This is a genomic window from Mucilaginibacter sp. A5337, from assembly GCF_059690695.1.
The window spans coordinates 27983-52809 of the sequence record NZ_JCAWEC010000006.1; the positions used below are offsets into that span (position 1 = coordinate 27983).

The 24827-nt window shown below is 43.2% G+C and carries 16 protein-coding genes and 1 tRNA gene; 16 read left to right on the forward strand and 1 reads right to left on the reverse strand.

Features of this window, described 5'->3' with window-relative positions:
* Window positions 1–89: 89 nt before the first annotated feature.
* The 15 genes from AC59JO_RS20445 to AC59JO_RS20515 all read left to right on the forward strand — a co-directional run bounded on the left by AC59JO_RS20445 (window position 90) and on the right by AC59JO_RS20515 (window position 21587).
* Window positions 90–163 (forward strand) — tRNA-Met (locus tag AC59JO_RS20445).
* A gap of 50 nt (window positions 164–213) precedes the next feature.
* Window positions 214–675, forward strand: a complete 462-nt coding sequence (locus AC59JO_RS20450; protein ID WP_497307610.1) for a GIY-YIG nuclease family protein — start codon at window positions 214–216, stop codon at window positions 673–675.
* An 81-nt stretch (window positions 676–756) separates the two neighbouring features.
* Entirely contained in the window at window positions 757–996 is a 240-nt protein-coding gene (locus tag AC59JO_RS20455; RefSeq protein ID WP_413670831.1) for a hypothetical protein, read from the forward strand.
* A 1082-nt stretch (window positions 997–2078) separates the two neighbouring features.
* Window positions 2079–5096 (forward strand): SusC/RagA family TonB-linked outer membrane protein, encoded by a 3018-nt coding sequence (locus tag AC59JO_RS20460; RefSeq protein WP_497307612.1) that lies wholly within the window; start codon window positions 2079–2081, stop codon window positions 5094–5096.
* 34 nt (window positions 5097–5130) lie between these two features.
* Window positions 5131–6639 carry a RagB/SusD family nutrient uptake outer membrane protein gene (locus AC59JO_RS20465; protein ID WP_497307614.1) on the forward strand — a complete coding sequence of 503 codons (1509 nt, stop codon included), beginning with the start codon at window positions 5131–5133 and terminating at the stop codon, window positions 6637–6639.
* Window positions 6640–6650: 11 nt separating this feature from the next.
* Window positions 6651–7760, forward strand: a complete 1110-nt coding sequence (locus AC59JO_RS20470; protein ID WP_413670828.1) for a discoidin domain-containing protein — start codon at window positions 6651–6653, stop codon at window positions 7758–7760.
* Between the two features lie 45 nt (window positions 7761–7805).
* Window positions 7806–8894 carry a DUF5007 domain-containing protein gene (locus tag AC59JO_RS20475; RefSeq protein WP_413670827.1) on the forward strand — a complete coding sequence of 363 codons (1089 nt, stop codon included), beginning with the start codon at window positions 7806–7808 and terminating at the stop codon, window positions 8892–8894.
* Window positions 8895–8914: 20 nt separating this feature from the next.
* The gene (locus tag AC59JO_RS20480) at window positions 8915–12061 is read left to right on the forward strand and encodes a SusC/RagA family TonB-linked outer membrane protein (protein ID WP_413670826.1); all 3147 of its coding nucleotides are present in this window, start codon (window positions 8915–8917) and stop codon (window positions 12059–12061) included.
* Between the two features lie 11 nt (window positions 12062–12072).
* Entirely contained in the window at window positions 12073–13596 is a 1524-nt protein-coding gene (locus AC59JO_RS20485; protein WP_413670825.1) for a RagB/SusD family nutrient uptake outer membrane protein, read from the forward strand.
* 29 nt (window positions 13597–13625) lie between these two features.
* Window positions 13626–14348, forward strand: a complete 723-nt coding sequence (locus AC59JO_RS20490; protein WP_497307617.1) for a hypothetical protein — start codon at window positions 13626–13628, stop codon at window positions 14346–14348.
* Window positions 14349–14390: 42 nt separating this feature from the next.
* A complete protein-coding gene (locus AC59JO_RS20495; RefSeq protein ID WP_497307619.1) occupies window positions 14391–16001 on the forward strand; it encodes a DUF5008 domain-containing protein in 1611 nt (536 codons plus the stop codon).
* A gap of 31 nt (window positions 16002–16032) precedes the next feature.
* Window positions 16033–17733 (forward strand): alkaline phosphatase family protein, encoded by a 1701-nt coding sequence (locus AC59JO_RS20500; RefSeq protein ID WP_497307621.1) that lies wholly within the window; start codon window positions 16033–16035, stop codon window positions 17731–17733.
* A 32-nt stretch (window positions 17734–17765) separates the two neighbouring features.
* Window positions 17766–19199, forward strand: a complete 1434-nt coding sequence (locus AC59JO_RS20505) for a PA14 domain-containing protein (protein ID WP_497307623.1) — start codon at window positions 17766–17768, stop codon at window positions 19197–19199.
* A gap of 29 nt (window positions 19200–19228) precedes the next feature.
* Window positions 19229–20041, forward strand: a complete 813-nt coding sequence (locus AC59JO_RS20510) for a PKD domain-containing protein (RefSeq protein WP_413670820.1) — start codon at window positions 19229–19231, stop codon at window positions 20039–20041.
* A gap of 253 nt (window positions 20042–20294) precedes the next feature.
* The gene (locus AC59JO_RS20515) at window positions 20295–21587 is read left to right on the forward strand and encodes a serine hydrolase domain-containing protein (protein WP_497307625.1); all 1293 of its coding nucleotides are present in this window, start codon (window positions 20295–20297) and stop codon (window positions 21585–21587) included.
* 38 nt (window positions 21588–21625) lie between these two features.
* Here AC59JO_RS20515 and AC59JO_RS20520 read toward each other — a convergent pair whose 3' ends face one another.
* Window positions 21626–23146 carry a glycoside hydrolase family 32 protein gene (locus AC59JO_RS20520; protein ID WP_497307627.1) on the reverse strand — a complete coding sequence of 507 codons (1521 nt, stop codon included), beginning with the start codon at window positions 23144–23146 and terminating at the stop codon, window positions 21626–21628.
* Window positions 23147–23460: 314 nt separating this feature from the next.
* On the opposite strand from AC59JO_RS20520, the gene AC59JO_RS20525 reads away from it, so the two are divergent.
* Entirely contained in the window at window positions 23461–24738 is a 1278-nt protein-coding gene (locus AC59JO_RS20525; protein WP_497307629.1) for an alginate lyase family protein, read from the forward strand.
* Window positions 24739–24827 lie beyond the last annotated feature (89 nt).

The window sequence follows — 24827 nt, forward strand, 5'->3', positions numbered from 1 at the left end:
ATATTTGCAAACCTTTTTAGGGACGGCCACTTGTTTTAAGGCAAGGCCACTCTTTTTACCAACCATAAAAAGAGCCATAAAATAAAAACGGCGGGGTAGCTCAGATGGTTAGAGCGTAGGATTCATAACCCTAAGGTCGGCAGTTCGATCCTGCTCCCCGCTACATTGGCAGAAAGCCCCTTTTTTAAGGGGCTTTTCTTGTATATTGTCGGTATGTTCACAGTATACGTTTTATATTCTCCAACCTTTAATCAGATTTATATTGGCTATACTTCCGATTTATATAATCGTTTTCTTTCCCACAATGAATTAGCAACCAAGGGCCATACTATTAAATATCGTCCTTGGGTGATTGCTTATACCGAGGAATTTTCGACAAAATCAGAAGCCATGAGACGCGAAAAACAACTTAAATCCTCGAATGGACGGCAGTTCATTCGAGGATTTAAGTTGCTGGAAAAGTCAACACCTCAGATGATCAGAGCGAGGGACTCATATCCGTTGGCTAACGGACGGCAGTTCGATCCTGCTCCCCGCTACTTAAGGAAACAACACTTCAGAGTTGTTTCCTTTTTTTCTGCCAATAAAAATCCGTTAACCAGATCATGGATCAGGCAGAGAAGTTATAGCAAAGAAAAAGTAATTGCTGTTCAGTTATTTTCCGCTTCAGGTTGACACCCTTTTTCTGCTGTTTATGTTTTTCTTTAAAACTTTCTATTCTTATTTCATATATGCAGCTCAAATAATCATTAACATATGGAAAAAGAGTTTATTTACTTACAACAAGACCTTGGCAAGGGGATAATGAAATACATGCGCGTAATCCGAACAGGTAACAAAGTGGAATACGATGAATGTATGATGCAGGGTAAAAAAGTTTTAGATTTTAACGAGAAATTGACCGACAGCGTTTATCTTGATAAAATTCTTGCTGCTCCACAAACCAAGGGATGTTCGCCAATCGTGTTCCATGGCAAGACGGGTATCCCGATGTAGATACTAAATGAGTTATTGAACAATTCCTTTTTAGAGAAGGTCAGCTCAATGCTACCGTTTTGTCTCTATCACCATGATAGCTTAAATGTCGACCGTGGCAAATTGCTTGACGGGCATGTACTATATAAGTATCATCCTGTTGCGAAATAAAAAGAAACATAAAGAAAATAATGGCTGCAAATAGAAAGAATACGTTCCTCTTATATAGAAATATCTGGAATGTTCACCTTTTACTTGCCATGTTTTGCCCCCCTGATTTGCTGTTATTATATCAGCGAATACGGCTAGTCAACAATTTGTTATAGTAAAAGGCAGTTCGTTATCAATGATAAGATTATAAAGCAATAGGCACAATACTTTAACTAAAAATGTAATTCTTACATTTCATGACAGATTTTTAATCTTCAGTAACATCGTTTTAGCATTTTATCAAAAATTCACAAGACATGTTTTATGATATATTGTCAAAAAAAACCAATATTTTAACACTTTTTTTACCATTTTTTTAATTGAGATCGATTGTTGCCATTTGAAATAGCAAAAATTTAATATTTTCATGATATTACTTGGTAAAACGTTTTTGTTAATTATATTTGTTTAAACCAGCTATAAAAATACGTTACTGCTTAATCGTTTAAGCCACCTGACCTGCTTGTTTCGAGACTTTACGTAATTAATAAATTAACCAATATCACTGACATGAAAAACCTGATTTACCTGTACCACATCTTTCAGAAACCTTTCATCTGATAAGGCTGCGCCACCAAAAAATCTCATGCTGAGGTTTTAGGCATCAAGACTTTATTATTTAACCTAATCACCAAAAGTGAAAAGAACGACTTGGGTATGGTCATTTTAAATGACAAACCCGAGGGTGTATAACTATGCACCGCTATCAAAGATATTCCTGCAGATTATTTTTGAATTCTTGTTCTTTTCGCTTGTAAACCAACACTATGAAAAAAGAATTACGCGCTACCTAATGTAAAGGCGCATGTTATCTGCATAACTCATTTGCAGGCACAGCAACATGTGGCCGTTAAATCAAAAAATTATTTCACAAACTAAAAGATCCATTCATTATGCGATACTTATGGCTGTGCTTTGTGGTTTTCGCAGCAATTACCGCAAATGCACTTACAGGCTTAGCTAAGGGGAATGAGGGTAAAACAATTAAATTAAAACGTCCTGATCCCGCTTTTTACAGTAAGCTCCACATCCATCGGGATACAACGACAAAAGATTCGTTATTAAAAGATAGTATAAATATTATTATCAGGCGTACCTTATATAATAAGCTTGCAGATAGTGTTACCAAAAAGCCTTATGATCTATCCAAATTCCCGGCCGTTTCCCTGCAGCAACTTTTAAAAGGTCAATTTGCGGGGCTTTATGTGCAGGAACCCTCTGGTGAACCCGGCACTGTTCAAAATATGTTTATAAGAGGAGTGCCCATGCCGCTTCTTTCTCCGCGGGATGTTTACCAATCACAACCCCTGGTTGTGCTGGACGGTATTCCACTGGTAACAGAACACCCGTTTGCATATGATATCCAGCTATATGACTATAACAGGATGGGAACAGCCACCAACCCGTTTGCCGGTATCGATATGAATAATATTGCCTCGGTTGAGGTATTAAAAGACTTGTCGGCCACGGCAATTTACGGACCGCGTGCAGTTAATGGCGCTATCATTTTAACCTCTAAAAGCCCTATCGCCGCCAAAAGCATCACTTTTGATTCGTATATAGGTTTGGCACAGCGCCCTCATGTAACTACCATAAACGGCAAGTATGAAAATGCTTTCAGACAGCGCTTTTATGATCTGTATACTACAAATGGAAGGTATTCGGATGATGAAAACTATCCCATCTACCTGAGCGACTCATTAAATAATGTTTACAGCGGGAAATCTGACTGGAGCGATCTTTATTATCGTAATGCGGTAGTTTACGGCATAAACTTCGGTATTTCGGGGGGAACAGACCGTGCTAACTTCCGTTTCTCTTTGGGGGATCTGAAGAATAATGGTATTGCTGATGGAACAGTGCTAAACCGTTATAGCGCCATGTTCAATATCAACATGAAGCCTCTCAAATGGCTCCTTTTTTCGACCATGGTAAATGCCAACCGGCTCGACAGGCAACGTAATAAATATCTTCGCGACAGATTTGCCCAGATCAACTACTTCCCCGATCTCAGTGCCCCACTGCCACCCAACAAAGAGTATTATGCCGATTACCTGGCACAGTACAAAAAAGGCTTCGATAACAACAAAACCAATATTGTTGATGGCTATGCTAAAATAGGGCTCGATCTCGGGAAATTTAAATTCGTGACCACCTTTAACGTAGATTATAACGAAGGGTACCGCGACGTGTTTTACGCGCGCACCCTTTTACAGGGCAACAGCTATGCTTCCAATTACTTTGGCTTTAGCCAAAGGATAATGGCCGATAACAGGGCAACTTATGATCTAACTTTAAACAAAGTAAACAACTTCCATTTTGAGCTTGGACAATCAACACAGTGGGATATTTATAAGTATAGTAATGCCTATGCATACAAAGGGGTGAATGACTATATTAAGATAGACCTGCTGGATTCAAATCCCAAAAATCCCGACGGATCTGATAATCCCAATTATCTTAACCCTACCGCCTTTCCGCGCGAATTAACCTTCCGTTTCCTGGATAAGATCAGGCATAACCTGGTTTCATTTTATGCAAAAACCGATTATTCATTCAAAGAAAAATACTTCCTCTCGGCAACGGTACGTGCCGATGGGTCATCAAACGCGCAGCCTACCAGCAGGTGGTTTTATTCGCCTGTGATATCTGCAGCCTGGAACATTAAGAAAGAGGTATTAAATAACAGCACTATTGTCAGTGATCTTATTTTAAAGGCAAGCGCTGGCAGGTTAGGCCGCCTTAACGCCTTTGATAATTATGCGCAGGGGCCTCAATACACCGCTTCGGTAGGCTATACCGGCAACCTGACTGTACCTGGCTATAATGCTTTTGGTGTACTTACCAGGCCATATTCTACCGGCTGGATCGGTTACGGCATACCATGGTCATACTCCAATCAGCTTAATATAGGCACAGATGCCGGCTTCCTGAATAACCGTTTGCACCTTTCAGTTGACTGGTACCTGAAACAGGAAAAGAATTTGCTGATAGGCATCCCTGCTTTTGCCGAGTATGGCTACAAACAGTCTATCGAAAGCGGCATGGCTGTAAATAATACTGGCATTGACGTATCTATATCAGCCAATATCATCCAAAACACAAAATTTGGATGGACATCTTCTTTAAACCTGAATCATAATACCAATAAGCTAAAAGCACTGCCAAGAGGCCTAAATCAGATCATTGTTGATAACAGGCTATTAAAAGTAGGCAGCCCGGTTGATCAGTACTGGTTGCTGATAAATGATGGCATTTATAAATCGGAAAGCGAAGTACCTGTTGTAAACGGACAACCACTTAAGTACAATGGCATCGCCCTGCACGCCGGCGACCCAAGATGGCGTGATATCAATGGCGATAATGTAATTGATAATAATGATAAGGTATTAAAAGGCCATTCTTTCCCCAAAATTTCAGGTGGATATGATAATAATTTCAGATACGGCAACTGGAATTTAACCATCAACATGTATTTCAACCTGGGGCGCGACCTGATACACCAGGAAATGGCCAACCGGTTTGATTTTATTAACCGCGAGGGGAACAGCGATGTAAACTCTGTTAAAGAGATCACCTTCTGGGAAAAACGTGGCGACTACAGCAAATACCCACTGTATAATCCATGGAGCACTGTTATCCCCTACCGTGTTGATCAGGACCTTTTTCTTGAAAACGCTTCATTTCTGAAATTAAGAACGGTTTCTATCGGGTATGACCTAACCAAAGCCATGCGCTTAAAGAAAATTAAGCTAACCCGGTTCTATGTATATGCCACAGCGAATAATGTGTTCACCATAACACCTTATACAGGGCAGGACCCCGAATTGGTAAACTACGATGGTTATGATACCGGTTATGGACTGCCTATACCACGAACATATACCCTGGGTGTAAAAATGGAATTATGATATGAAAAACGATCACAAAAATCATGTTGTAAAAATGAAAAAGACATTATGTATCGTCCTTGTCCTGTTTAGCGCAGCAATAACAAGCTGTAATAAAACACTGGATATTGATTCAACGAGGGTTGTGGGCGAAAAAAACATGTGGAATAAGCTTGAAGATGCGCGTGCCGGCTTGTTGGGCGTATACGCGCTCACCCGTGCCGCTTTATCTGATAACGACGGCCACTGGCTTTATGGCGATGTACGTACCGGCGAATTTATCAGTCCAAACCGGCAGGACCTGAAAGCAATTTCAAGTAACCAGCTCAACGCATCCTACCCTACTGTTGATGCCTTAAGCGACTGGACAAGATTTTACGCCATAGTTAATGCCGCCAATATTTTTCTTGAACGCATTGGCGATGTAAAAGCAGCCGATAAGCGCTATACAGAAAACTATATGATAGTTGATGTAGCCCAGGTTCGCTTCCTGAGAGCCTTTACCTATTTCTATATGGTAAGGATTTGGGGAGATGTGCCCTTCATCACGGCATCGCACGATGGCAAGTTTGAAAACCAGCCCCGCGAAAGCGGCAGCAAAATATTAGTCTGGGCCCAGCAGGAAATGCTTAAAGCGGCGGCCGATCTGCCGTTTGTGTATAGCAATAACGATGTGCAGCAGCCTGGTAATTATTATAATGAAGATGCCACACGCTGGGGTGGAGCCTTAGCCACAAAAAACTCGGCTTACGCAGTACTGGCCCATTTAGCGGCGTGGCAGGGCAACTATACCGATGTAGCTACCTACGCAAAGTTTGTTGAAGATAATTATAGCAAAAGTGGCATCAACTTTCAAAGCACCGAAGACCTTACCAAATCAAACGGGTTCTTTTTTAATAAGAATACCAGCCAGATGTTTGGTTTTAACTCAGATTGGGGACACGTTGAAGGATCTGTAGCCGGCCACCTGGAAGAGTTAACCCTGGCCGAACCCGTGGTGAATAAAAAGGTACCGGATATCTACATGCCTAAGGATACCATCCTTAAAATATTTGACATGCCGAAAGATGAACGCTTTAGTATTGATACACTTGGCCAGCCCCGTACCGAAAGATACTTCACCAATATCAATGGCAAGTACCCCATCTTCAGCAAAATAAAAGTAATACAAGGGGGTGTTTCTGACCCAACATTCCGATACTTCACCAGCGCCTTGATTTTTACAAGGATAGAAGATATCGTGTTACTGCGTGCCGAAGCGCTGGCTGTTTTAGGAGATGTGAACGGCGCGCAAACTGAAGTAACTTCTATAATGGCCCGACGAGGGATGACAGACAATGTAATCGACAGCAACCAGGATATTATCGATCTGATATTTAAGGAGCGGCACCGCGAGCTTATGGGCGAGGGCCACCGCTGGTATGATTTGGTACGATATAATAAGATCAAGCAAAACAACCCGGCATTCGTCAAACTCATCAATTCAGGGGGGATTTACTGGCCTGTTTCGCGTAAGCTCATCGCTCAAAATAACCTGTTAACTCAAAACCCATTTTGGAAATAAACTGACCATATATGAAAAAGTTGATAAAATATATGAGTGCCTTAACGCCGGTGTTGATTGCAGCCCTGTTGCAAACAGCCTGTAAAAAGGATGGCGGTTATCATGACGCCACAGGCACAAACTCAAAATTTGCCGGTAACACCTATGAATATCTGAAAAGCAAACCCGGTGTGTATGATTCATTGCTGGCTGTAATAAACAGGATGGGCCTGCAGGAAACGCTCATGGATAGTAATGTTACACTTTTTGCTGTTACCAACCCAAGTTTTCAGTTGGCAATCAATAACCTGAATACGCTAAGGAGACAAAGCGACAAAGACCCGCTGTTTTTGGCAAAGGTTGATGGCGTACAACTGGATACTATGGTGTCATACTACATTATCAGGGGCAAACGTACAACCGATTCCCTGCTGCTGCAGGATGGGCTCGATCTTTTGAGCGTACGTTTCGGATATCCCATGCATGGCAAGGTTTCCAAGATCTCAGCTTCCGGACTTACCGGTGGTGGCCCCGATGTTATTGAATTTAGCAACACCAAACGCAGTAAGTTTATCAGAAACTGGGCAACCACTACAACCGGTTCTAATAATATCAGCACTAAAAATGGTGTTGTTCATGTGCTGAGCCCCGATCACATTTTCGGATTTGATGAATTTGTATCGCGTTTAACCTTTGTTCCGCCACCGCCAAACCTGATGACCCAGATAGGTGGTAAGCTTACCGTTTTAAGGGATAACAATGGTGGTCCGGATAACGGCGAAGGTTCTAAAAAAGTAATTGACGGCGACGACCATACCAAGTTCCTGGCCGAACTGCAGGGGCGGTTATGGATGCAGTTTGAATTGAATGAGCCTGCAGTATCAGGTGTTTACACCCTCACATCTGCCAATGACGCGCCTGAACGTGATCCCAGGGCCTGGACTTACGAAGGTTCAAATGACGGCAAAATCTGGACTGAGTTAGATCGAAGGAGCAACTTCTTTTTTGAGGAAAGATACCAGACAAAAGTTTTCAGATGCCCCAATACCACAGCTTATAAATTTTACCGGGTAGATATTACCGAGCTGCGTGATGGAGGTCTGTTCCAACTGGCTGAATGGACTATCAATAAAGTGAAGTAAAGTATGGAAGATCAAAATATTAATGCGATAAAAAAACGAAAAGACATGCGAGCATTCATAAAAATGGGATCTGTAGCTCTGCTGTTTGTTGCAGCCGCGCTGAGTAGTTGTAAAAAGATGTACGGAATTCCGGATGAGAAGGATTATCTGAGTAACAATGTAAACTACGCCAATAAAGTTTTTGAACCAATTTTAGGCCGGACCTCTTTAATGGGAGGATTTAATGGAGATAATTCAACCCAGCCGCTCAAGTTTGAGATCATCAACGCACGTTTTGGTGATGGTAAACCAGTAACCGATCTTTTTCAAAAAAAGCCAACCTATGTATGGACAGCCCCATACAACGGGCTTGAAAAAAGCCTGGCCGAGATAGAAGCAAAACGCAAACTGGAAGATCACCCCCTATTTGAAGTGCGTTCTTCGGGCGAGTTTATCATGTGGGCCTCTTCCACCAATGCGCTGATCACGCCGAGGCCGGCCGACAGCACCAATTTTCCGCAGGATACGCGTTATTTCGATGTAAAGATAACTAACACTGGAGGCAGTACTATAATTCGTGATCTGCAGGTGCGGCCATTCCGCGAACGCCCTTATGAGCCGTCTGACGACTTTAACATTTATTCAGGCGGGCCAGCGCCTCACCCCAAAACGCCCTATAACCCGGCCAGCCGAAACTATATCAGGCCATTTCTAAATGGGGTAATAGGCCAGGTAACTGACATCCCGCTGCAGAGCAATGACGATAAAAAGGATGTGGTAGTTTACATCCGTCCATTTACCGGCGGCACAGGTAATTCGTTAAGGTTCAAGTTCCTGAATAAGGATTCGGTAGAGATGAACCCGGCTTTATTGAACGAAACAGCCTGGGATAAAATAGTACATGGGTTTAACATGCAAAAAACTGCAACCTATGTGCAATACGATGTCGCTTATCCTATTCCTTTAGTAGAGATCCCAACAGTTTATGCCCCTGGAGGAACCAGAGACCACGCCGAATTTAAATATTCAAGAATCGGTTTCGGCGGCACCCGGGTAGTGGCAAGTTTCGGGATAGATTTCGCCATATACAAAAAAGGTGATTGGGAGATAGTATTCCATTTTTTGAAGGACAATCCAAAGTTTGAAGACGAATAACCGAATTAAAACTTATCACGATGAGAAAACACATACTATTTTATATAGTGCTTGCTGTTTGCATAATCTTCTCCTGCACAAAGGTTGATGCACAGGCACAAAATATAACGGTTACGGGTACGGTGGTTGAAAAAGCAACCAATAAAATTTTACCCGGCGTAAATATATACATGGGCAGTAAAGGCTTAACACAAACCGATTATAAAGGAAAGTTTACCGTTTCTGTACCGGCTAACAGCACACTTACTTTTACGTTTGTAGGTTTTGTTACAGAGAAGGTAAAACTTGAACCCGGACAAAAAACTGTAACGGTTACAATGACTGAAGACAAGAAAGGCCTCAATGAAGTGGTCATTGTTGCCTATCAGAACAGGAATAAAGAATCAACTCCCGGTGCTTCTGTTACGATAACCGCCAAGGATATTCAGGATGTACCAACATCAAACGTTGAAAACCTGCTGCAGGGTAAAGTAGCCGGCTTAAATGTTCAGAACAACACCGGCGCTCCCGGCTTCAGAGGCTCGGTTCAGGTACGTGGTTTGTCAACCCTGAGTGTATCCGGCAGTGGCAGCGAATCGTTTCTGCAGCCTACATCTCCACTGTACATTATCGACGGGGTACCCTTGGATGCGGATAAAGCGGCTGAGTTTGGTTTTCAAACGCAGGGACCGGGCGTGAGTCCTTTATCATTGATCCCTGTTGAGGATATCCAGAGCATACAGGTGATGAAGGATGCCCAGGCAACATCAATGTACGGGTCAAGAGGTGCTTATGGTGTAATCATCATCACCACTAAACGCGGAAATTCCAAAGTACCAAGGGTTCGTTATACCGGCAACTTCTTTGTTAACGCTACTCCGCAACTACGTGCAACGCTGGGCGGTAATTCCGAGCGCCAGGCAAAAATTCAGCAGATCTTATCTAATGCCACCATTATTGATGAGCTAAGGAGATTGGGGCAAACAGGCTTCCTGGCCGATAGCTTGAATGCGTATTGGAATAACTCAACCAACTGGCAATCTATTTTTTACGGCACAACACACAACCAGAGCCATAACGTAGCCTTAGACGGGGGTAACGACCGCTTCAACTATAAAGTGAACATGGGATATTATTCGGAAAAGGGAGTGATCAAAAACACTGGTTTTGACAGGTATAACCTGAATATGAACATGGAGTTTAAGCCGAATGATAAATTCAGGTTCTTTGGCTCATTATTCGGTTCGTTGGGAAGCCAGGCTAAGGGTAATGGTGTAGGTTTGCTGCAACAAGGTGTGGCCACGAACGGGCAGGCTTCCACCCTGTTGCCTCCCCCTTCCTTTTATCTTTCACCTGATGGCGTTACATCGGCCCTGCAAACACAAAATAGCAACAGCACAAGAAATATTCGTACTAATATTGATGGTCGCTATGAGTTTATCCGGGGGCTGGCGCTTTCCTCAAGCATCAGTTACGATTACACTTCGGATGCCGAATCGACATTTACGCCCGCGGCCGCAAATGCCCAGTTCGCGCAGATCTATGATTATGCAGGCCGTAATTACACATTATATAACCGTAACGCGCTTACTTATGCCAAAACATTCGGTGCCGATCATACCATATTCATTAATACTTTTAATGAAATATATAAACAGGGCGGTCAAAGCGGCATCATCAGGCAAACCCGTATACCTAATGACCAGTTGCAGGGGCCTGTAGGGTCCGACTCTTATAATTCAAGGGGCGGGGGCGTATTGTCAAACTACAAAAATGCCACTATTGCATCATTTGCTGGTTCCTTTAACTACGATTATAAAAAGAAGTATGTTCTGGAGCTATCTTACCGCTTGGATGGTACATCCTCCAACGGCCTGGAGAACCCGTATTCTAAAAACCCTGCCGCCGGTTTCAGGTGGAATTACTACAAGGAAAACTGGTTCAAAAACTGGGACTGGCTCACATCAGGCGGTTTAAGGTTAACCTGGGGGCAAAACATTGTACCAACCGGCAGTTTGCAAAGTATTTACGGCTTGTACAACCTGAATGGCAATTTCAACAACAATCCAACTATCGGCATTAACTATGAATTTGTACCAAACCCTTCATTAAAACCCACCACTACCACCCAATACAACCTTGGGTTTGACATGACGCTTTTGCAGGGTAAAGTCGACCTGAGCTTTGACACCTATTACAAAAAGGTTGATAATTTATTATTCGACAGGTTTTTACCTAACAGCACCGGTTTTCAGAAAAAATCAAGCAATGATGTATCCATTGCCGACTATGGCTATGAGCTGATGGTAACGGTAAGGCCGCTAACCGCCAAGGATTTTAACTGGACAGTTTCATTTAATGGCGCTATTAACCGCGATTACCTGCTGAGGTTACCCGCCGAATATAACGGACAATATATCAAATTTGATTACAACAACTATCAGCACATCGTTTTCAGGGTGGGTAAAAATACCTTGTCGAACTATCTGCTGGTTAACCAGGGTGTTTATTCAACCGATGCCGATGTACCTGTAGACCCTGTAACCGGTAAAAAATATCAAACCAGCGGGCTGGCTTTCAAGGGCGGTGACCCGAGGTTTAAAGATGTTAACGGCGATTATATCCTTGATGACCGTGATTATGAAATAACCGGTAACTCGCAGCCTTTAATTACAGGTGGTGTATCCACCAATATCAACTATAAAAATTTCGGACTGAATATTTATGCCACTTATACAGCCAAGAGAACAATCTTAAATAATGCGCTATCAGATCGTTTATCCATCATGCGCGACCCTTATGCCTTGCTGGCGGCGGTTCCGCTGGATGACCTGGATATTTGGCGAAAACCAGGCGATCAATCCAAATACCCTAACCCCTATTCGTTTTCAAGGTTCAACCAGATCAGGCCGCTTCGCTCCGATCAAAGTTTATGGCAGGAAGAAGGATCATACCTGAAGATCAACACCGTTACGCTATCCTACATGTTCGACAGAAAGTTTGTACGGCAGTTCGGATTCAATAACGTAAGGGTTTATTTCTCAACCAACAACCTGATCACATTTTCAGGATACAATGGCCCCAACCCCGAAAACGTAACATCGCTGGGCCGGGATATATCAAGCGGGTACCCGGTACCGCGCACTTATAATTTAGGTTTAAATATCGAACTCAATACAAGTAAATAAAACTCAAGATCATGAAAAAAAGTGTTATATACATTTTAGCAGCGGCAGCAAGCTTGTGTTTACCATCCTGTAAAAAGTTTCTGAACGTACAGCCCATTGATAAATTAACAGGGAATAACTTTTACCAGTCAAAAGATGACGTTGTGGCCAATATTTATGATATGTCAAGAACATTTTTTGGCAAGATCAACGAAACACATTTTATTGGCGCCACGGGCGAATATCGCTCAGGCGAGGTTTTATCTGAACCTCAGGCAGATAATGGGCCGGCACGTGCATATGTAGAGGTGTTAGGCAGGAATGACCTGCTTGGGCTTATCAATGGTAACCCACCCTGGAATTTTTACAACTTTTATCGCATCACCGATTGGACCGGCTATTACCAGGTAATACAGAGTGCCAACATCCTTATTTCGAAACTGGAAGCAGGTGTACCCGGCGTATCAGAAAGCGAAAAAAAGCAGTTTGAAGGTGAAGCTGCTTTTATACGCGGACTCGCATACTTCTTTATGGTAAGGCTTTACGGTGATGTGCCCTATTATACCGATGCCTATCATTCAACAGCTTTACCGCGCGAAAACATGGTATCAGTCTTAAATAAATGCATTGCTGATCTTAAAAAATACAAGGACGGCTTACCATGGACTTATGCCGATCCGGCTTTAAAAGGCGTAAGGGCTAACAGAGGCAGCGTTATTGCCCTTATCATGAACATGAACATGTGGAATGCAGGCTTTGATAAACCCAATGCAATCAAGTACTACCAGGAAACCGCAGATCTTGGGCAGGAATTGATTAAGAGCAATGCTTTCAGGTTACTACCTATAAACGAGTGGGCTACAGTTATCAAAGGACGGTCGGACGAGAGCTTGTTTGAATTTTACCGCAGTATTAACTATGGCGATCAGAACACCAACGTTGCTCCTATTGGCGATATGTTTCTGCACTATCCTTATAAAAGGCCTGAATATACACACCGCATAAGCTTTGCCTATTTCAGGGCCGAGTACATGCAAAAACTATACCCGGGCACTGCCGATAAGCGCGCTACTATATGGTTTAACTCCGATATCTATGCTGATAACGGAAAATTCATGATGCTAAAATTTGCCCAAAACTCGTTCGCAACCGGCGAAGAAGATGCCAACCCCGATAACACCTTCATGATATTCAGGTATGCAGGTGAAATACTGCTATGTGCAGAGGCGCTGGCCGAATTGGGGCAGGATGATCAGGCAATTGCCCTGGTAAATAAAGTGAGGGACAGGGCCGAAGCATCACGCTATGCAGGCGGCGGCGGTCAGGACCTGAAGGATTTCATTTTCCTGGAAAGATCAAGGGAACTAATGGGTGAAGGGCACCATTACTTTGACCTGGTACGTACCCGCAGGATCATGAATAGCGAGTGGTCATACAATGTGTTGACACTTGACAAATTTAACCGGGGAGCATGGACCTGGCCAATCAGTAGTAACGCGCTGGCTAATAACCCCTTTATGTCATTAAACATGTACTGGGTTAACGGAGGTAATTAACCTATTCCTAAAAAGTAATGATAAGAGATATGAAAAATATAATTATTGTTTTAGCCGGGTTATTACTGGTGCTTACCGGCTGTAAACGCGACGAGTATTATAAAGACGGCGGTAAGGCTAATGCCGATTACCCCGCCGATATGCTTCAATATTTACAAGATAAAGCAGTACCGTTTGATACCATTGCCCAGATCGTAAAGCTGGCCGGTATGGAAGAAACATTCCGCAAGAGTGACTTTACCTTTTTTGCACCCGATGATGATGTTATCAAAAGAACCATAGGCAACAACAAAACCAGGGGCTCTTTAAATAAATTTTTGTTTGATGCCGGGCGTGACACTGTGAAAAAGCTATCAGATATCGACTCTGCCATATGGAAAAAATACCTGCAACGGTATATGTTCAAGGGTATTAACCGCCTTAAAGATTATCCGCAAATAGATAATGACCTGCAAAATCAATATCCGGGAGCACTTTATTATTCCTATAGTGGCGACGTAGTAAACATTGGCGTAATATATGGCGACGCCAATAACATCAAATATATTGGCCCGCGTACACTGCAAATTAGTTATATCTATGACATTAATAATGCGCAAAACGCGGTTTTCCGTAATAAAATCTCCTCTTCAGATATTAAACCCAAGAATGGTATAGTGCATACCCTGCAGTATAACGAAGCCTATTTTGGGTTCAGCCAGGATGACTTTTACCAGGAAATATACTTTGCAGGTCTTCACCCTTCCGAGTAAAACATTATTAACAATATTCTTTCAATAGTAACGAATTGAAATATGAGAAGAATTAACCATATCATCACGTTTATCCTGCTTTTACTTACAATAGAAGCTTGCAAGAAGGATAAAACAATTTATTCTGATCCCTATGGGGATGGAAAGCCACCATTGGGCGTCACCTTAAGCCGCGACGCGATACCTGCACCGGCAAACGGAGCGGTAGGTACTGAGGTAACGTTTAAAGCCACAGGCTTGGTCCCTTATAAAGATAAAATAAAGTTCATGTTTAACGGCGAACCCGGTCAGGTCATTGAAGTAACAGAATCAACCATTAAAGTTAAGGTGCCCCCATTCGGGAGTACAGGTATTACCTCAATTGCCATTGATGACCAATTAGTACTCGGACCGCTTTTTAAAGTGTCGGGCTTAATTAATATCGATCCTTCCTTTAGGGCTACAGCCGGAGCAAATAACTTTGTAAACCAGGTGTATCCCCTTGCCGATGGCCGGAACCTGGTACTGGGCTGGTTTACCAACTATGATAACAAGGGTATCATCACGCCACTTAACCGCATAGTAAGAACATCTGCCGATGGCGAGTTTGACCGCACTTTCCGGACAGGCAAAGCAGCAAACGGATCATTATCAAGGGTTATTGAACTTGGTGGAAAATACGTTATTGCGGGTGGCTTCAGCGGTTACAATCAGCGTACAGAAAACATCAGCAACATCACCACTTTAAATGTTGATGGCAGTATTGATACCATTGGCGTGAAAACCTACAGGCGCCCCTCACAAACAGATACAACCAAATACTTTCCACGGTTTAATGGTGGCACTAATGACTATATAAGTAAAGTATATAAGCATCAGAACAAAATACTGGCAACCGGAAGTTTCAGATACTATGTACGCAGGGTTTATACTGAACATAATCATGATTTTAGCCGTGATACGGTGATCCTGGACAGTACGGAGATCAGGCAGGTAGCCCGTTTTAACCTGGATGGCTCACTGGATAAAACGTATCGTTTCAACATAGCAACCAATAAAGGCCTGCCTTCGGCAAATGGCCCCGTTGACTCCTACATGCATACCGATGCTGACCAGCTGGAAAAACTGGTGCTTTTTGGAAGCTTTACCACCTTTGACTCCAAAGCCGCGGGTCGCCTGGTTCGCTTAAGTGCCGATGGAACTATTGACGACTCCTTTAAAACAGGTACGGGTACCGATAACAGTATCTCGTCCTTAACATACAACCCGGTAACCAAAAAGTATCTGATAACAGGGATCTTCAGAACATATAATGGCAAAACGGCCATTAGCATAGCGCTGGTTAACCTGGATGGCAGTCTTGATCAAACTTTTGTAGCTAAAACATTTGAAGGAGGCTATCCCGGTTTTGCCCGCCAGCTTAATGACGGACTGGTGGTAGTTAGCGGCAGCTTTAAAAAATATGACAATGTTACCCGTAATGGCTTTATGGTACTGAATACCAAAGGCGAACTTGCCGGTAATTACAATACCACCGGGCCATTCTCAGGTACCCTGTCTGACATTATTGAAACTAAATCGACAGATGGCAAACGGGCTTTATTGCTGATTGGCGGCTTTGACCGTTTTGATAACATTCAGGTCAGCAATATCATTCGCGTAACCATTGAATAAATTTTTAAGAGACCCTATAATCTATAAAGAAATGCAGAACAGGAAAAAATACAAACAGGTCATCTTTTCAATTATCTGTGCATTAGCTGTTGCTACAATATCATGTAATAAGGATTTTGTGCGCACGCTGCCCGATAAAAATTATACCGATACAGCCAAAGCAACATCCGGCGAACGTAAGGTTTTGTACCTGATTGTTGACGGGGCAAGAGGTTCATCGGTCAATAGCGCTAATGTGCCTAATATTAAAGCTTTACTGCCCAATTCAATTTACAGCTGGGTTGCTTTGAGCGATCCGGATTCGACCCGTGATGTAAGCAACTGGGCCAATATGCTAACCGGTGTGAAGAAAGAAAAACACAAGATCTTATCGGATGATTTTACCGGGAACAACCTGGCAACTTACCCGGTATTTTTTGAAAGGATAAAAGAAGAAAAACCAAATGCCAAAATCGTTTCATTTGCTTCATCAGTTATTTTCAAAAACAAGTTAACGCAGGGTGCTGCTGTGAGCGAGTTATATGATACAGACGAGCAAATTAAAACCGCTGTAGTTAATGACCTGAATACAGATACGGCCCAATTGATAGTTGGCCATTTTAATGATATCAAAGAAGCCGGTGCCAAATATGGATTTGATAATTCTTCGTCGCAGTATAAAGCCTCCATTGAAAAGTTTGACGGCTACGTAGGCGAGATTGTCAATGCCCTGAAAAAAAGGAAAAACTACGCCAATGAAGACTGGCTGGTGGTGATTGCATCAAGCGGCGGTGGTAAATTTAATATCCCGGCTAATGAAAATGATAATACCGTTTTCAGCAATACTGCCGCCAATACATTTACTATTTATTACAATCCAAAATATAAACAAAGGGTAATAGGCAAACCATTTACCGGCAACAGGTACTTGGGACGTACGGTGCGTCTGAAAGACACTGGTATAAGGGCCGAAATTGATACCGCTGATATTTTTAACATCGATGACACTACTAAGTTCACCATTGAGCTAAAGGTTAAGAAAAATGAGGATAAATTCTTTTGGCCAAGTATCCTGGGTAAAAGACCGGAATGGTCAGCAGGTCATCCCGGAGTTGGCTGGGTAATTTACCTCGAAGATGCTTACTGGTATTTTGAATATAGGGGCACAAAGGATAATGATTATCATCAATGCCGCGGCGGCGACCTTCAAAAAGGCAGATGGCAAAACCTTTCTGTTAAATGTGAGATACGGGCAGGCAAACGATATATCAGAACCTACACCGACGGGGTTTTTAATAATGAGTTGGAAATAACTGCCTCCGGGAGTCTCAGCAACAATAGCAAGCTAAAACTGGGTTATTTAAATGGTAACGGGCATGGTACGCCAGATGTGTATGTAACAGATATCAGATTTTTCAAGGTTGATGTGCCCGATGCTGTGATAGGAAATTATGCCTGCGAAACATCTATCAGCGAAGGCCACCCTTACTACACCTTCTTAGCGGCTTACTGGCCGGGCACAGACGGCCAGGGCGACAGGATCAGGGACGTAGGCCCGCAGGCCCGCGACTTTAAATTAAAAGGCAATTACCAGTGGGAAGATTTTAATGACCTGATCTGTCCGCCGCCTGCAGGAGCGCTTGCCCAGTTTGTTCCGCAAACGGCTGATATCCCGGCACAGATCATAAACTGGTTCAGGATACCTAATAGGCAGGCCTGGGGGCTTGACGGCCGCGTTTGGCTTGATCAATAGATGTTAACCATTACAAACTAAATTATTTGATGATGAAAAAATACAGATATGTTCTGCTTATCGGATTAATGATCCTGGTAGCGGCCGCCTGCAAAAACAACGCTCTTGACGATCTGAAACCAATTCAAAATACCGACAGGAATATTTCCGGCGCGGGAGCCAATATAGGAGATGTAAGTACCGGTAACGAAATAGTTAAAGTGCCATTTAAAATATCCTTATCAGGCCCGGCAACTAAAGCATTTCAGGTGGGTATAACGTTTAACAATGATACCGTAACCCAATTGATAGCAAATGGTACCCTTAAAAATACAGTCGTACTGCCTGCCGGGGCAATTGATTACCCCGGTGTTATCAACGTATCATTTGGGGCAGATACCGCGACATCAGTTGCAAGTATCAGGTTATCAGCCATAGAAGCTAATTATGGCAAAAATGTAGCCTTTGCCTTTAAACTTACCGATCCGGGCAAGGGCAACCAGATCAAAGGATCACAATCAAATATCCTGGTGGTGCTTGATACCAAAAAGCTTATTAAAGAAAGCGATATCCATTACGTGTCGCTTTTAAATGGCGGAGGTATTATGGATGTTGATTATCAAAAAAACTATACAACATCGCCTGCAGGTATCACCATTCCGCTAACTGTAAACCTGGCAGGTGTACCGGCAGGAGCGTTCAATGTTAGTGTAAAATTGAACATGGATACGATAACCGATCTGGTAAGCAAAAAAGTGCTGCCTGATAACACCATCGCGCTTAACGCCGATCAGTTTTCTATCGATACCATGATCAGGGTAAACTCCAATGCCAGTACCGCGGTTATTCGTTTATCAATAGGCTGGCCGGTTTTTGATGCAAACATTGCTGCCAATAAACGCTTTGGCTTTGTAGTAAGTTTGGTCAATCCGTCAAAACACATCCTGCATCCAACAAACAGCAAACTGATCGTATTGGTACAACCCGAGGTTAACCTTGATAATAACTCGTACATAACCGGCAACGGAACTGGTTTAAAAGCAGAATATTTCTCCAATAATCAGCAGCTTGATTTTGATGGCAGGAAGCCTGATCTGGTACAAATAGAACCCACTATTGACTGGCCTAATGATGGCGTTTGGCAAGCTGCTATACCAAGTATTAGTCATGATAATTTCTCAACAAGGTGGACCGGTGAGTTTCTTGCCCCCGTTCGAGGCGAGTACGTATTCTGGCAAAATGAATGGGACGACGGATCAAGATTATATATAGACGGCAAGGCCATTATCAATGATTTCACCACCGAGTGGGATAAGGACAGCCGTACAGCCAAAATATTCCTGGAGCGCGGAAAACGCTATAAAATAGAAGCTGATCATCGTGAGAATGTAGGCGGTCAGCGCGCCCGGTTAACTTTTGAGGTACCATCTGCCGGTATCAATGGAAGAAGGATAATACCGCAAAGCCAGCTATTTCCGGCCCCTTAAGCTACTAACAGATTAATGAAAACAAGGACATGAAAAAGATTTTGCATATTATATCGGTATTCTCAACAGTAGTCCTGTTGTTTGCCGGGTGTAAAAAAGATAAACCTGCACCGCAACCCGAACCGGATGAGCCCAAACCCATTGCAGGTTTTACAGTAGCACGAACAGATAGTGTTGATTTTTTGAGTTATCAGTTCACCAGTACATCCATTAATTACAAAGATATCCTATGGCAGTTTGGCGACGATAGCACATCGGCCGAAAAAGCACCTAAGCACAGGTATGCCTTTGATGGTTTGTATCATGTAACGTTAACAGCCAGAAATTCGCAGGGATATTCGGCTGCCCGCGAAATAATATTGAACGTTGCCGATCCAAACTTTGACCGCACCAAAGTTGGTGAAAGCTATTTTGCTACCATAGGCGGTACATTTACCGTATCACGTGATAATGGCGGCGGCCCAAATGCAAATGAGGGCTCACTAAAAGTGGTTGACGGCGACCCGAATACCAAATTTTTCCAATCGGGGTTCTCCGGCGACCTGGTGATGAAATATGAGCTTAAAACGCCCGCTGTTGCAGGAGCATATACCATGACATCGGCAAATGACTCGCCCGATCGTGATCCGAAAGGATGGATCCTTCAGGGCTCCGAGGATGGCATACGCTGGATAAACCTGCACAGCAAAAACAACGAAGTTTTCGCCAACCGCTTTCAGCGGATCCTGTACCACTTTAATAATAATGTGGCTTACAAGTTTTACAGGCTAAGCATCAAGGTTAATAATGGCAGCCGTGATTTCCAGATGGCTGAATGGACAGTTAATAAAAAGCAACCATAAAGACCGTTTGAATCACAAAAGTAGTATTGCGTATTCCGATAAACAAAAAGCCGACTGAAAAATCGGCTTTTTGTTTATCTCTTATTCTTCATTTAAGTCGATCAAAATTCTAAAGGGTGTGTAACCAAATTGCTTCGTTTTAAGTCTTGTAGTAAAAACAGATATGCGCTACATTCTCCTGCTACTACTTGTTTGCTTTTGCGTTAAACTATCCCGGGCCCAGTCCGGTATCTACAAACAAATCGACTCTATTATGCACACAGCTAATGAGCGGGGTATATTCAATGGCAATATCCTGGTGGCGCAAAAAGGCAAGGTTATTTATCAGCGCTCCTGGGGATATGCCGATGGCAGCAGGACAAAAATGCTTACGCCCGACATCCGTTTTGACATCGGTTCGATAAGCAAAGAATTCAACGGCGTAGGGATCATGATCTTAAAGGAACGTGGCCTGCTTGGCCTGGATGATCCGATCAGTAAATTTTTACCGGATTTACCCGCCTGGTCGGCCAAAGTCAAGGTCAGGAACCTGATCAATTATACGAGCGGTATCCCACCCTTTGAAGTCAGCTCACCGGAGGTTGACAGTGTGATCCAGGCTAACCTGATGTCGTTGAAAGCGCTTAGGTTTGAACCGGGCACAGCATACATCTACAACCATTACAATGTATTCCTGCAGATGCGCATCATCGAAAAACTAAGCGGCATGCCTTACCGGGATTTTATTAAAAATAATATCCTGATTCCCTGTGGCATGACCTCATCAGCAATTGATTACTCCTTAAATTCAGAAGATGTAGCAAAGGCATTTGACAGCGAATACCACGCAACACCCTATCCCCCATACATGACCGGCTGGATTCGATTGCCTGTAACAGACCTGTACAAATGGGTCGAATGCATTAACAGTTATAAAGTGATCTCCAAGGCATCGGTAAATGAACTGGCGATTAACTTTCCGGGGGGCGAAAGCAGCCTGGGAACATCAGGGATAGAGGATGGCGAGTTAATATGGCACCAGCACCAGGGATCTAACTACAATTACGAAGCCCTTTACTACAGTAACTTAAAAGATCAGGTAACCATTGTGATGATGACCAACAACCAGCAAATGAAAGTTTACGGGATTAAGTTCGCTATATTAGCAGCCCTGAAAGGCGAACCTGTTATAGTGCCGAAAAAATCACTTTACCTTGAAATAAGGACTAAGGTACTCGCTGATCCTGATCAGGGGCTTGCTTTATACCGGGACCTGAAAGCCAACCATCCGGATAAATATGATTTTTCCTCAGAGATTCCTGACCTGATCAGCACCGGTAAATATTTGCAGCGACGGAATAAATTGGATGACGCGGTTAAAGTATTCACGGTTGCTGTTGGTTTAAATGGCAAAGCTGCGGATATGTCATATGGCTATGAACTAATCGGCGAATGTTATTTCAAAAAAGGCGACAGGGTTCGCGCTGCAGAAAACTATACAAAGGCACTGGAGATCGATCCTAAAAATAAGAATGCAGCGGGTATACTGGCAACGCTTAAACAATAAGATAATCCTGCAATGGCCTTCTTACCCCCCTTTCCCGTTTAATTTCCTCTATCCAAATTCCACATCTTTAAACTTTTTGCTACAGCTGCACCCTCCGAAAACAAAGCTAAACCAGTAGCGTCTTTATCAGGATAGATCATGGTTGAGATCACTTTTTCACCATCGTTACCAAACACTTCCAATGATGACCTGTCAAGTAATACCTTAATTTTAACAATGCCGTTTACCGCTTTCATGGGAGCCGTTTGTATCAAATTTTCCGGCGACTTATTATTTTTTTCTGAACCCGTGCAGTCGACGTAAAGCTGTTGCTTTTCTGCATCATAACCTACTGTTACTTTTTTATCCGTCCCGGCTTTTGCGGCAACGTTAAAACCTACCTTCTTGGCATTCCTGGTGTCAAACTCCGCATCAATCCAATAAGCATTTCCATCTCCCGGTAATTTTAACCCGACACCGTTTATATCGATATTCTTTTTCTCAATAACCTTTCCTGTAGCATACTTATGCAGCGCCCCGGTTACAAATACAGAAGGCAATTGATTAAGAACCAAGCCATCGTTTGTAGTTTTTAGCGAAAGATCATGCGGAACAGACATTTGCCCTTTCCATGGGTAGGTTTCCTGGCGGCCATTTTGCAGCCACCCTAAAAGTATCTTTTTATTTTCCGGGGCATCCCGCCAGGCTATCGCAGCATAAAAAGCATCACCATAGTCAACTTTTAATACTTTATTACTTTCGTTAACACTTTCGAATGTAGTACCATCAAAATCACCAACAAAGTATTGGATCAGCGGGCCATGCTCGCCCCCTGAAGAAACAAAAAGTACCCATTTGATATTCGCAGGATTACCGTCAACTACAAGGGGCAACAACGAAGGGCATTCCCAGCCATTTTTTGTAAAGCCTGCCGGGCCAAAGTCGCTCAGTTTATTCCAGTCCTTTAAGTTCTTTGAGCCGTAAAACCGAACCATATGATCGTCAACCATCGATACAGTCATGATCCATTGCTGCGTTGGCTGATACCAGAAAACGTTAGGATCACGAAAGTCATGCATATTAAGATCAATAACCGGGTTGTGCAGATATTGCTTATAGCTTAAGCCGCCATCGTTGCTGTATGCAATAAACTGCGATTCCTTTTTCTGCTTAGGCTGATCGGCTGTAAAAATGGCTACCAGCGGCGGTTTGCCATTGATGCCGAACCCGCTGGTATTGCTTTTATCCAATACAACAGAGCCCGAATAGATCCAGGTAGTGGTATCTTTTGTAATAACCTCAGGAATGGCAACAGGAAGATGTTTCCAGGCAATAAGGTCTTTACTTGTGGCATGCCCCCAGCTCATGTGCCCCCATTTATTTTCAAATGGATTATGCTGATAATATAAATTAAACTCCCCATTTAAAAATACCAAGCCGTTTGGATCGTTAGTCCAGTTTGCCGGTGGCGTAAAATGGTATGCAGGTCGCCAATGCGGCGTAGGTACGGCCTTTTCCTGGGCAAGTACGTTACCGGCAAGGGCAATTAAGCCGATGCTCAACAGTTTAATCTTAATCATGTGTTACAGGTATGATCTTTAGGTTTCTGGTAAGAGCGAAATTTGTGAGATGTCAACCGGCCATTAAAATGTAAATCAAAAGCAAAATGGCTAAATCGTTCTCAAGGCTAAAAATGCATGTTTTAATCAAAAATTAAAAATCATTTGTGATTAAAACTTTTGCGATAGTGTATTTTCTAACTATGTAACAAGCGGCTGTAACTGCAAATGATTTGACACCTAAAATATATAGTAAACAGAGTATCAATAAGTTTCAACATTGTCTATAGGTGTACTGTCTCTGTCAGTATTTATAAACCTATAATTTACTTAAAATGAAAACAAAACTTTACGTAGCCGTACTGGCTATGCTTCCCTGCGCGTTATTTTCATGCAGGAAGGGTGCTACCAACATTAATCAGTCACAATTGCAGGTTAGCTCACCAAATGCGGGCACGGCACGCCTCGCTACCCAGGCTACCACTTTTGCACATCCGGGACTGCTGCACAACGCTGCGGATTTCACCAGGATGATCAGTAAGGTCAATTCAAACACGCAACCGCAAAAATCAGGCTGGGACACACTTGTGGCCAATTCACATTCTTCGTCAACCTATGCCATGAAAGGGCCTGTGGCAATTGTTTACCGGGGCAGCGGATCGCCGGAAAACTATTCAAAACTTTATAATGATATCGCTGCAGCTTATCAAAATGCGCTGCGTTGGAAAATAGCAGGCACTACGGCTAACGCAGATAAAGCTGTCCAGATCATGAATGCATGGTCCTCCACCCTAACCTCCATTCAGGGTTCGGCAGATCGTTTTCTTGCAGCCGGTATTTATGGCTATGAATTTGCAAACGCAGCCGAAATTATGCGTTCGTACAGCGGATGGGCAGCTGCCGATTTTACCCAATTCAAGAATATGATGCTGAACGTGTTTTACCCGGTAAATCATGATTTTCTTACCAATCATAACGGTGCCTGCATTACCAATTACTGGGCTAACTGGGATGCCTGCAATATGGCCAGCATACTTGCTATTGGTGTATTATGTGATGACACCGCTAAGTTTAATGAAGCAATTGCCTATTTCAAAAGCGGGGCCGGCAATGGTGCTTACGGCCATGTAGCACCATTTGCTTATACAGATCAGGGCGGTATTGCCCAATGTCAGGAAAGCGGCCGCGATCAGGGCCACAGCTGTTTGGATGTATCTCTTTATGGAGCTATTTGTCAAATGGCTTTTAACCAGGGACAGGACCTTTTTGCTTACAATCCCTGGAATGATGTGCGCCCCCGCATTCAGGGTATGTGTGAGTACGTAGCCTCATACAATCTGAACAATACGGTTCCTTTTACTACTTATAACTGGGGTAATGGCACCAACTGTACAGCACAATCGCAAACGGTTATCTCAGCGTCGGGCCGCGGCGACCGCCGGCCAAGCTGGGAGCTGCTCTACGCACATTATGTACAATTACGCGGACTAAGCTCTCCCAATATTGCCGCTTATGCTGCCAGCATGCGTCCCGAAGGCGGCGGCGGCAACTATGGCACTACAAGTGGCGGCTATGATCAGCTGGGCTTTGGCACATTAACCTATCTCCGATAAAACCCAGACACCGGCAGAGACAGTAATACTACTCAACCCCGTGTTAACAGGGTTGAGTAGTATTACATCTATTAAATAAGTACTGCACT

Bases quoted from the DNA above. Each gene is read 5' to 3' on its own strand.
- AC59JO_RS20500 (WP_497307621.1), top strand. From the start codon at position 16,033: ATGCAGAACAGGAAAAAATACAAACAGGTCATCTTTTCAATTATCTGT.
- AC59JO_RS20465 (WP_497307614.1), top strand. From the start codon at position 5,131: ATGAAAAAGACATTATGTATCGTCCTTGTCCTGTTTAGCGCAGCAATA.
- AC59JO_RS20520 (WP_497307627.1), bottom strand. From the start codon at position 23,146: ATGATTAAGATTAAACTGTTGAGCATCGGCTTAATTGCCCTTGCCGGT.
- AC59JO_RS20490 (WP_497307617.1), top strand. From the start codon at position 13,626: ATGAAAAATATAATTATTGTTTTAGCCGGGTTATTACTGGTGCTTACC.
- AC59JO_RS20475 (WP_413670827.1), top strand. From the start codon at position 7,806: ATGCGAGCATTCATAAAAATGGGATCTGTAGCTCTGCTGTTTGTTGCA.
- AC59JO_RS20480 (WP_413670826.1), top strand. From the start codon at position 8,915: ATGAGAAAACACATACTATTTTATATAGTGCTTGCTGTTTGCATAATC.
- AC59JO_RS20455 (WP_413670831.1), top strand. From the start codon at position 757: ATGGAAAAAGAGTTTATTTACTTACAACAAGACCTTGGCAAGGGGATA.
- AC59JO_RS20470 (WP_413670828.1), top strand. From the start codon at position 6,651: ATGAAAAAGTTGATAAAATATATGAGTGCCTTAACGCCGGTGTTGATT.
- AC59JO_RS20485 (WP_413670825.1), top strand. From the start codon at position 12,073: ATGAAAAAAAGTGTTATATACATTTTAGCAGCGGCAGCAAGCTTGTGT.
- AC59JO_RS20460 (WP_497307612.1), top strand. From the start codon at position 2,079: ATGCGATACTTATGGCTGTGCTTTGTGGTTTTCGCAGCAATTACCGCA.
- AC59JO_RS20515 (WP_497307625.1), top strand. From the start codon at position 20,295: ATGCACACAGCTAATGAGCGGGGTATATTCAATGGCAATATCCTGGTG.
- AC59JO_RS20495 (WP_497307619.1), top strand. From the start codon at position 14,391: ATGAGAAGAATTAACCATATCATCACGTTTATCCTGCTTTTACTTACA.
- AC59JO_RS20525 (WP_497307629.1), top strand. From the start codon at position 23,461: ATGAAAACAAAACTTTACGTAGCCGTACTGGCTATGCTTCCCTGCGCG.
- AC59JO_RS20450 (WP_497307610.1), top strand. From the start codon at position 214: ATGTTCACAGTATACGTTTTATATTCTCCAACCTTTAATCAGATTTAT.
- AC59JO_RS20505 (WP_497307623.1), top strand. From the start codon at position 17,766: ATGAAAAAATACAGATATGTTCTGCTTATCGGATTAATGATCCTGGTA.
- AC59JO_RS20510 (WP_413670820.1), top strand. From the start codon at position 19,229: ATGAAAAAGATTTTGCATATTATATCGGTATTCTCAACAGTAGTCCTG.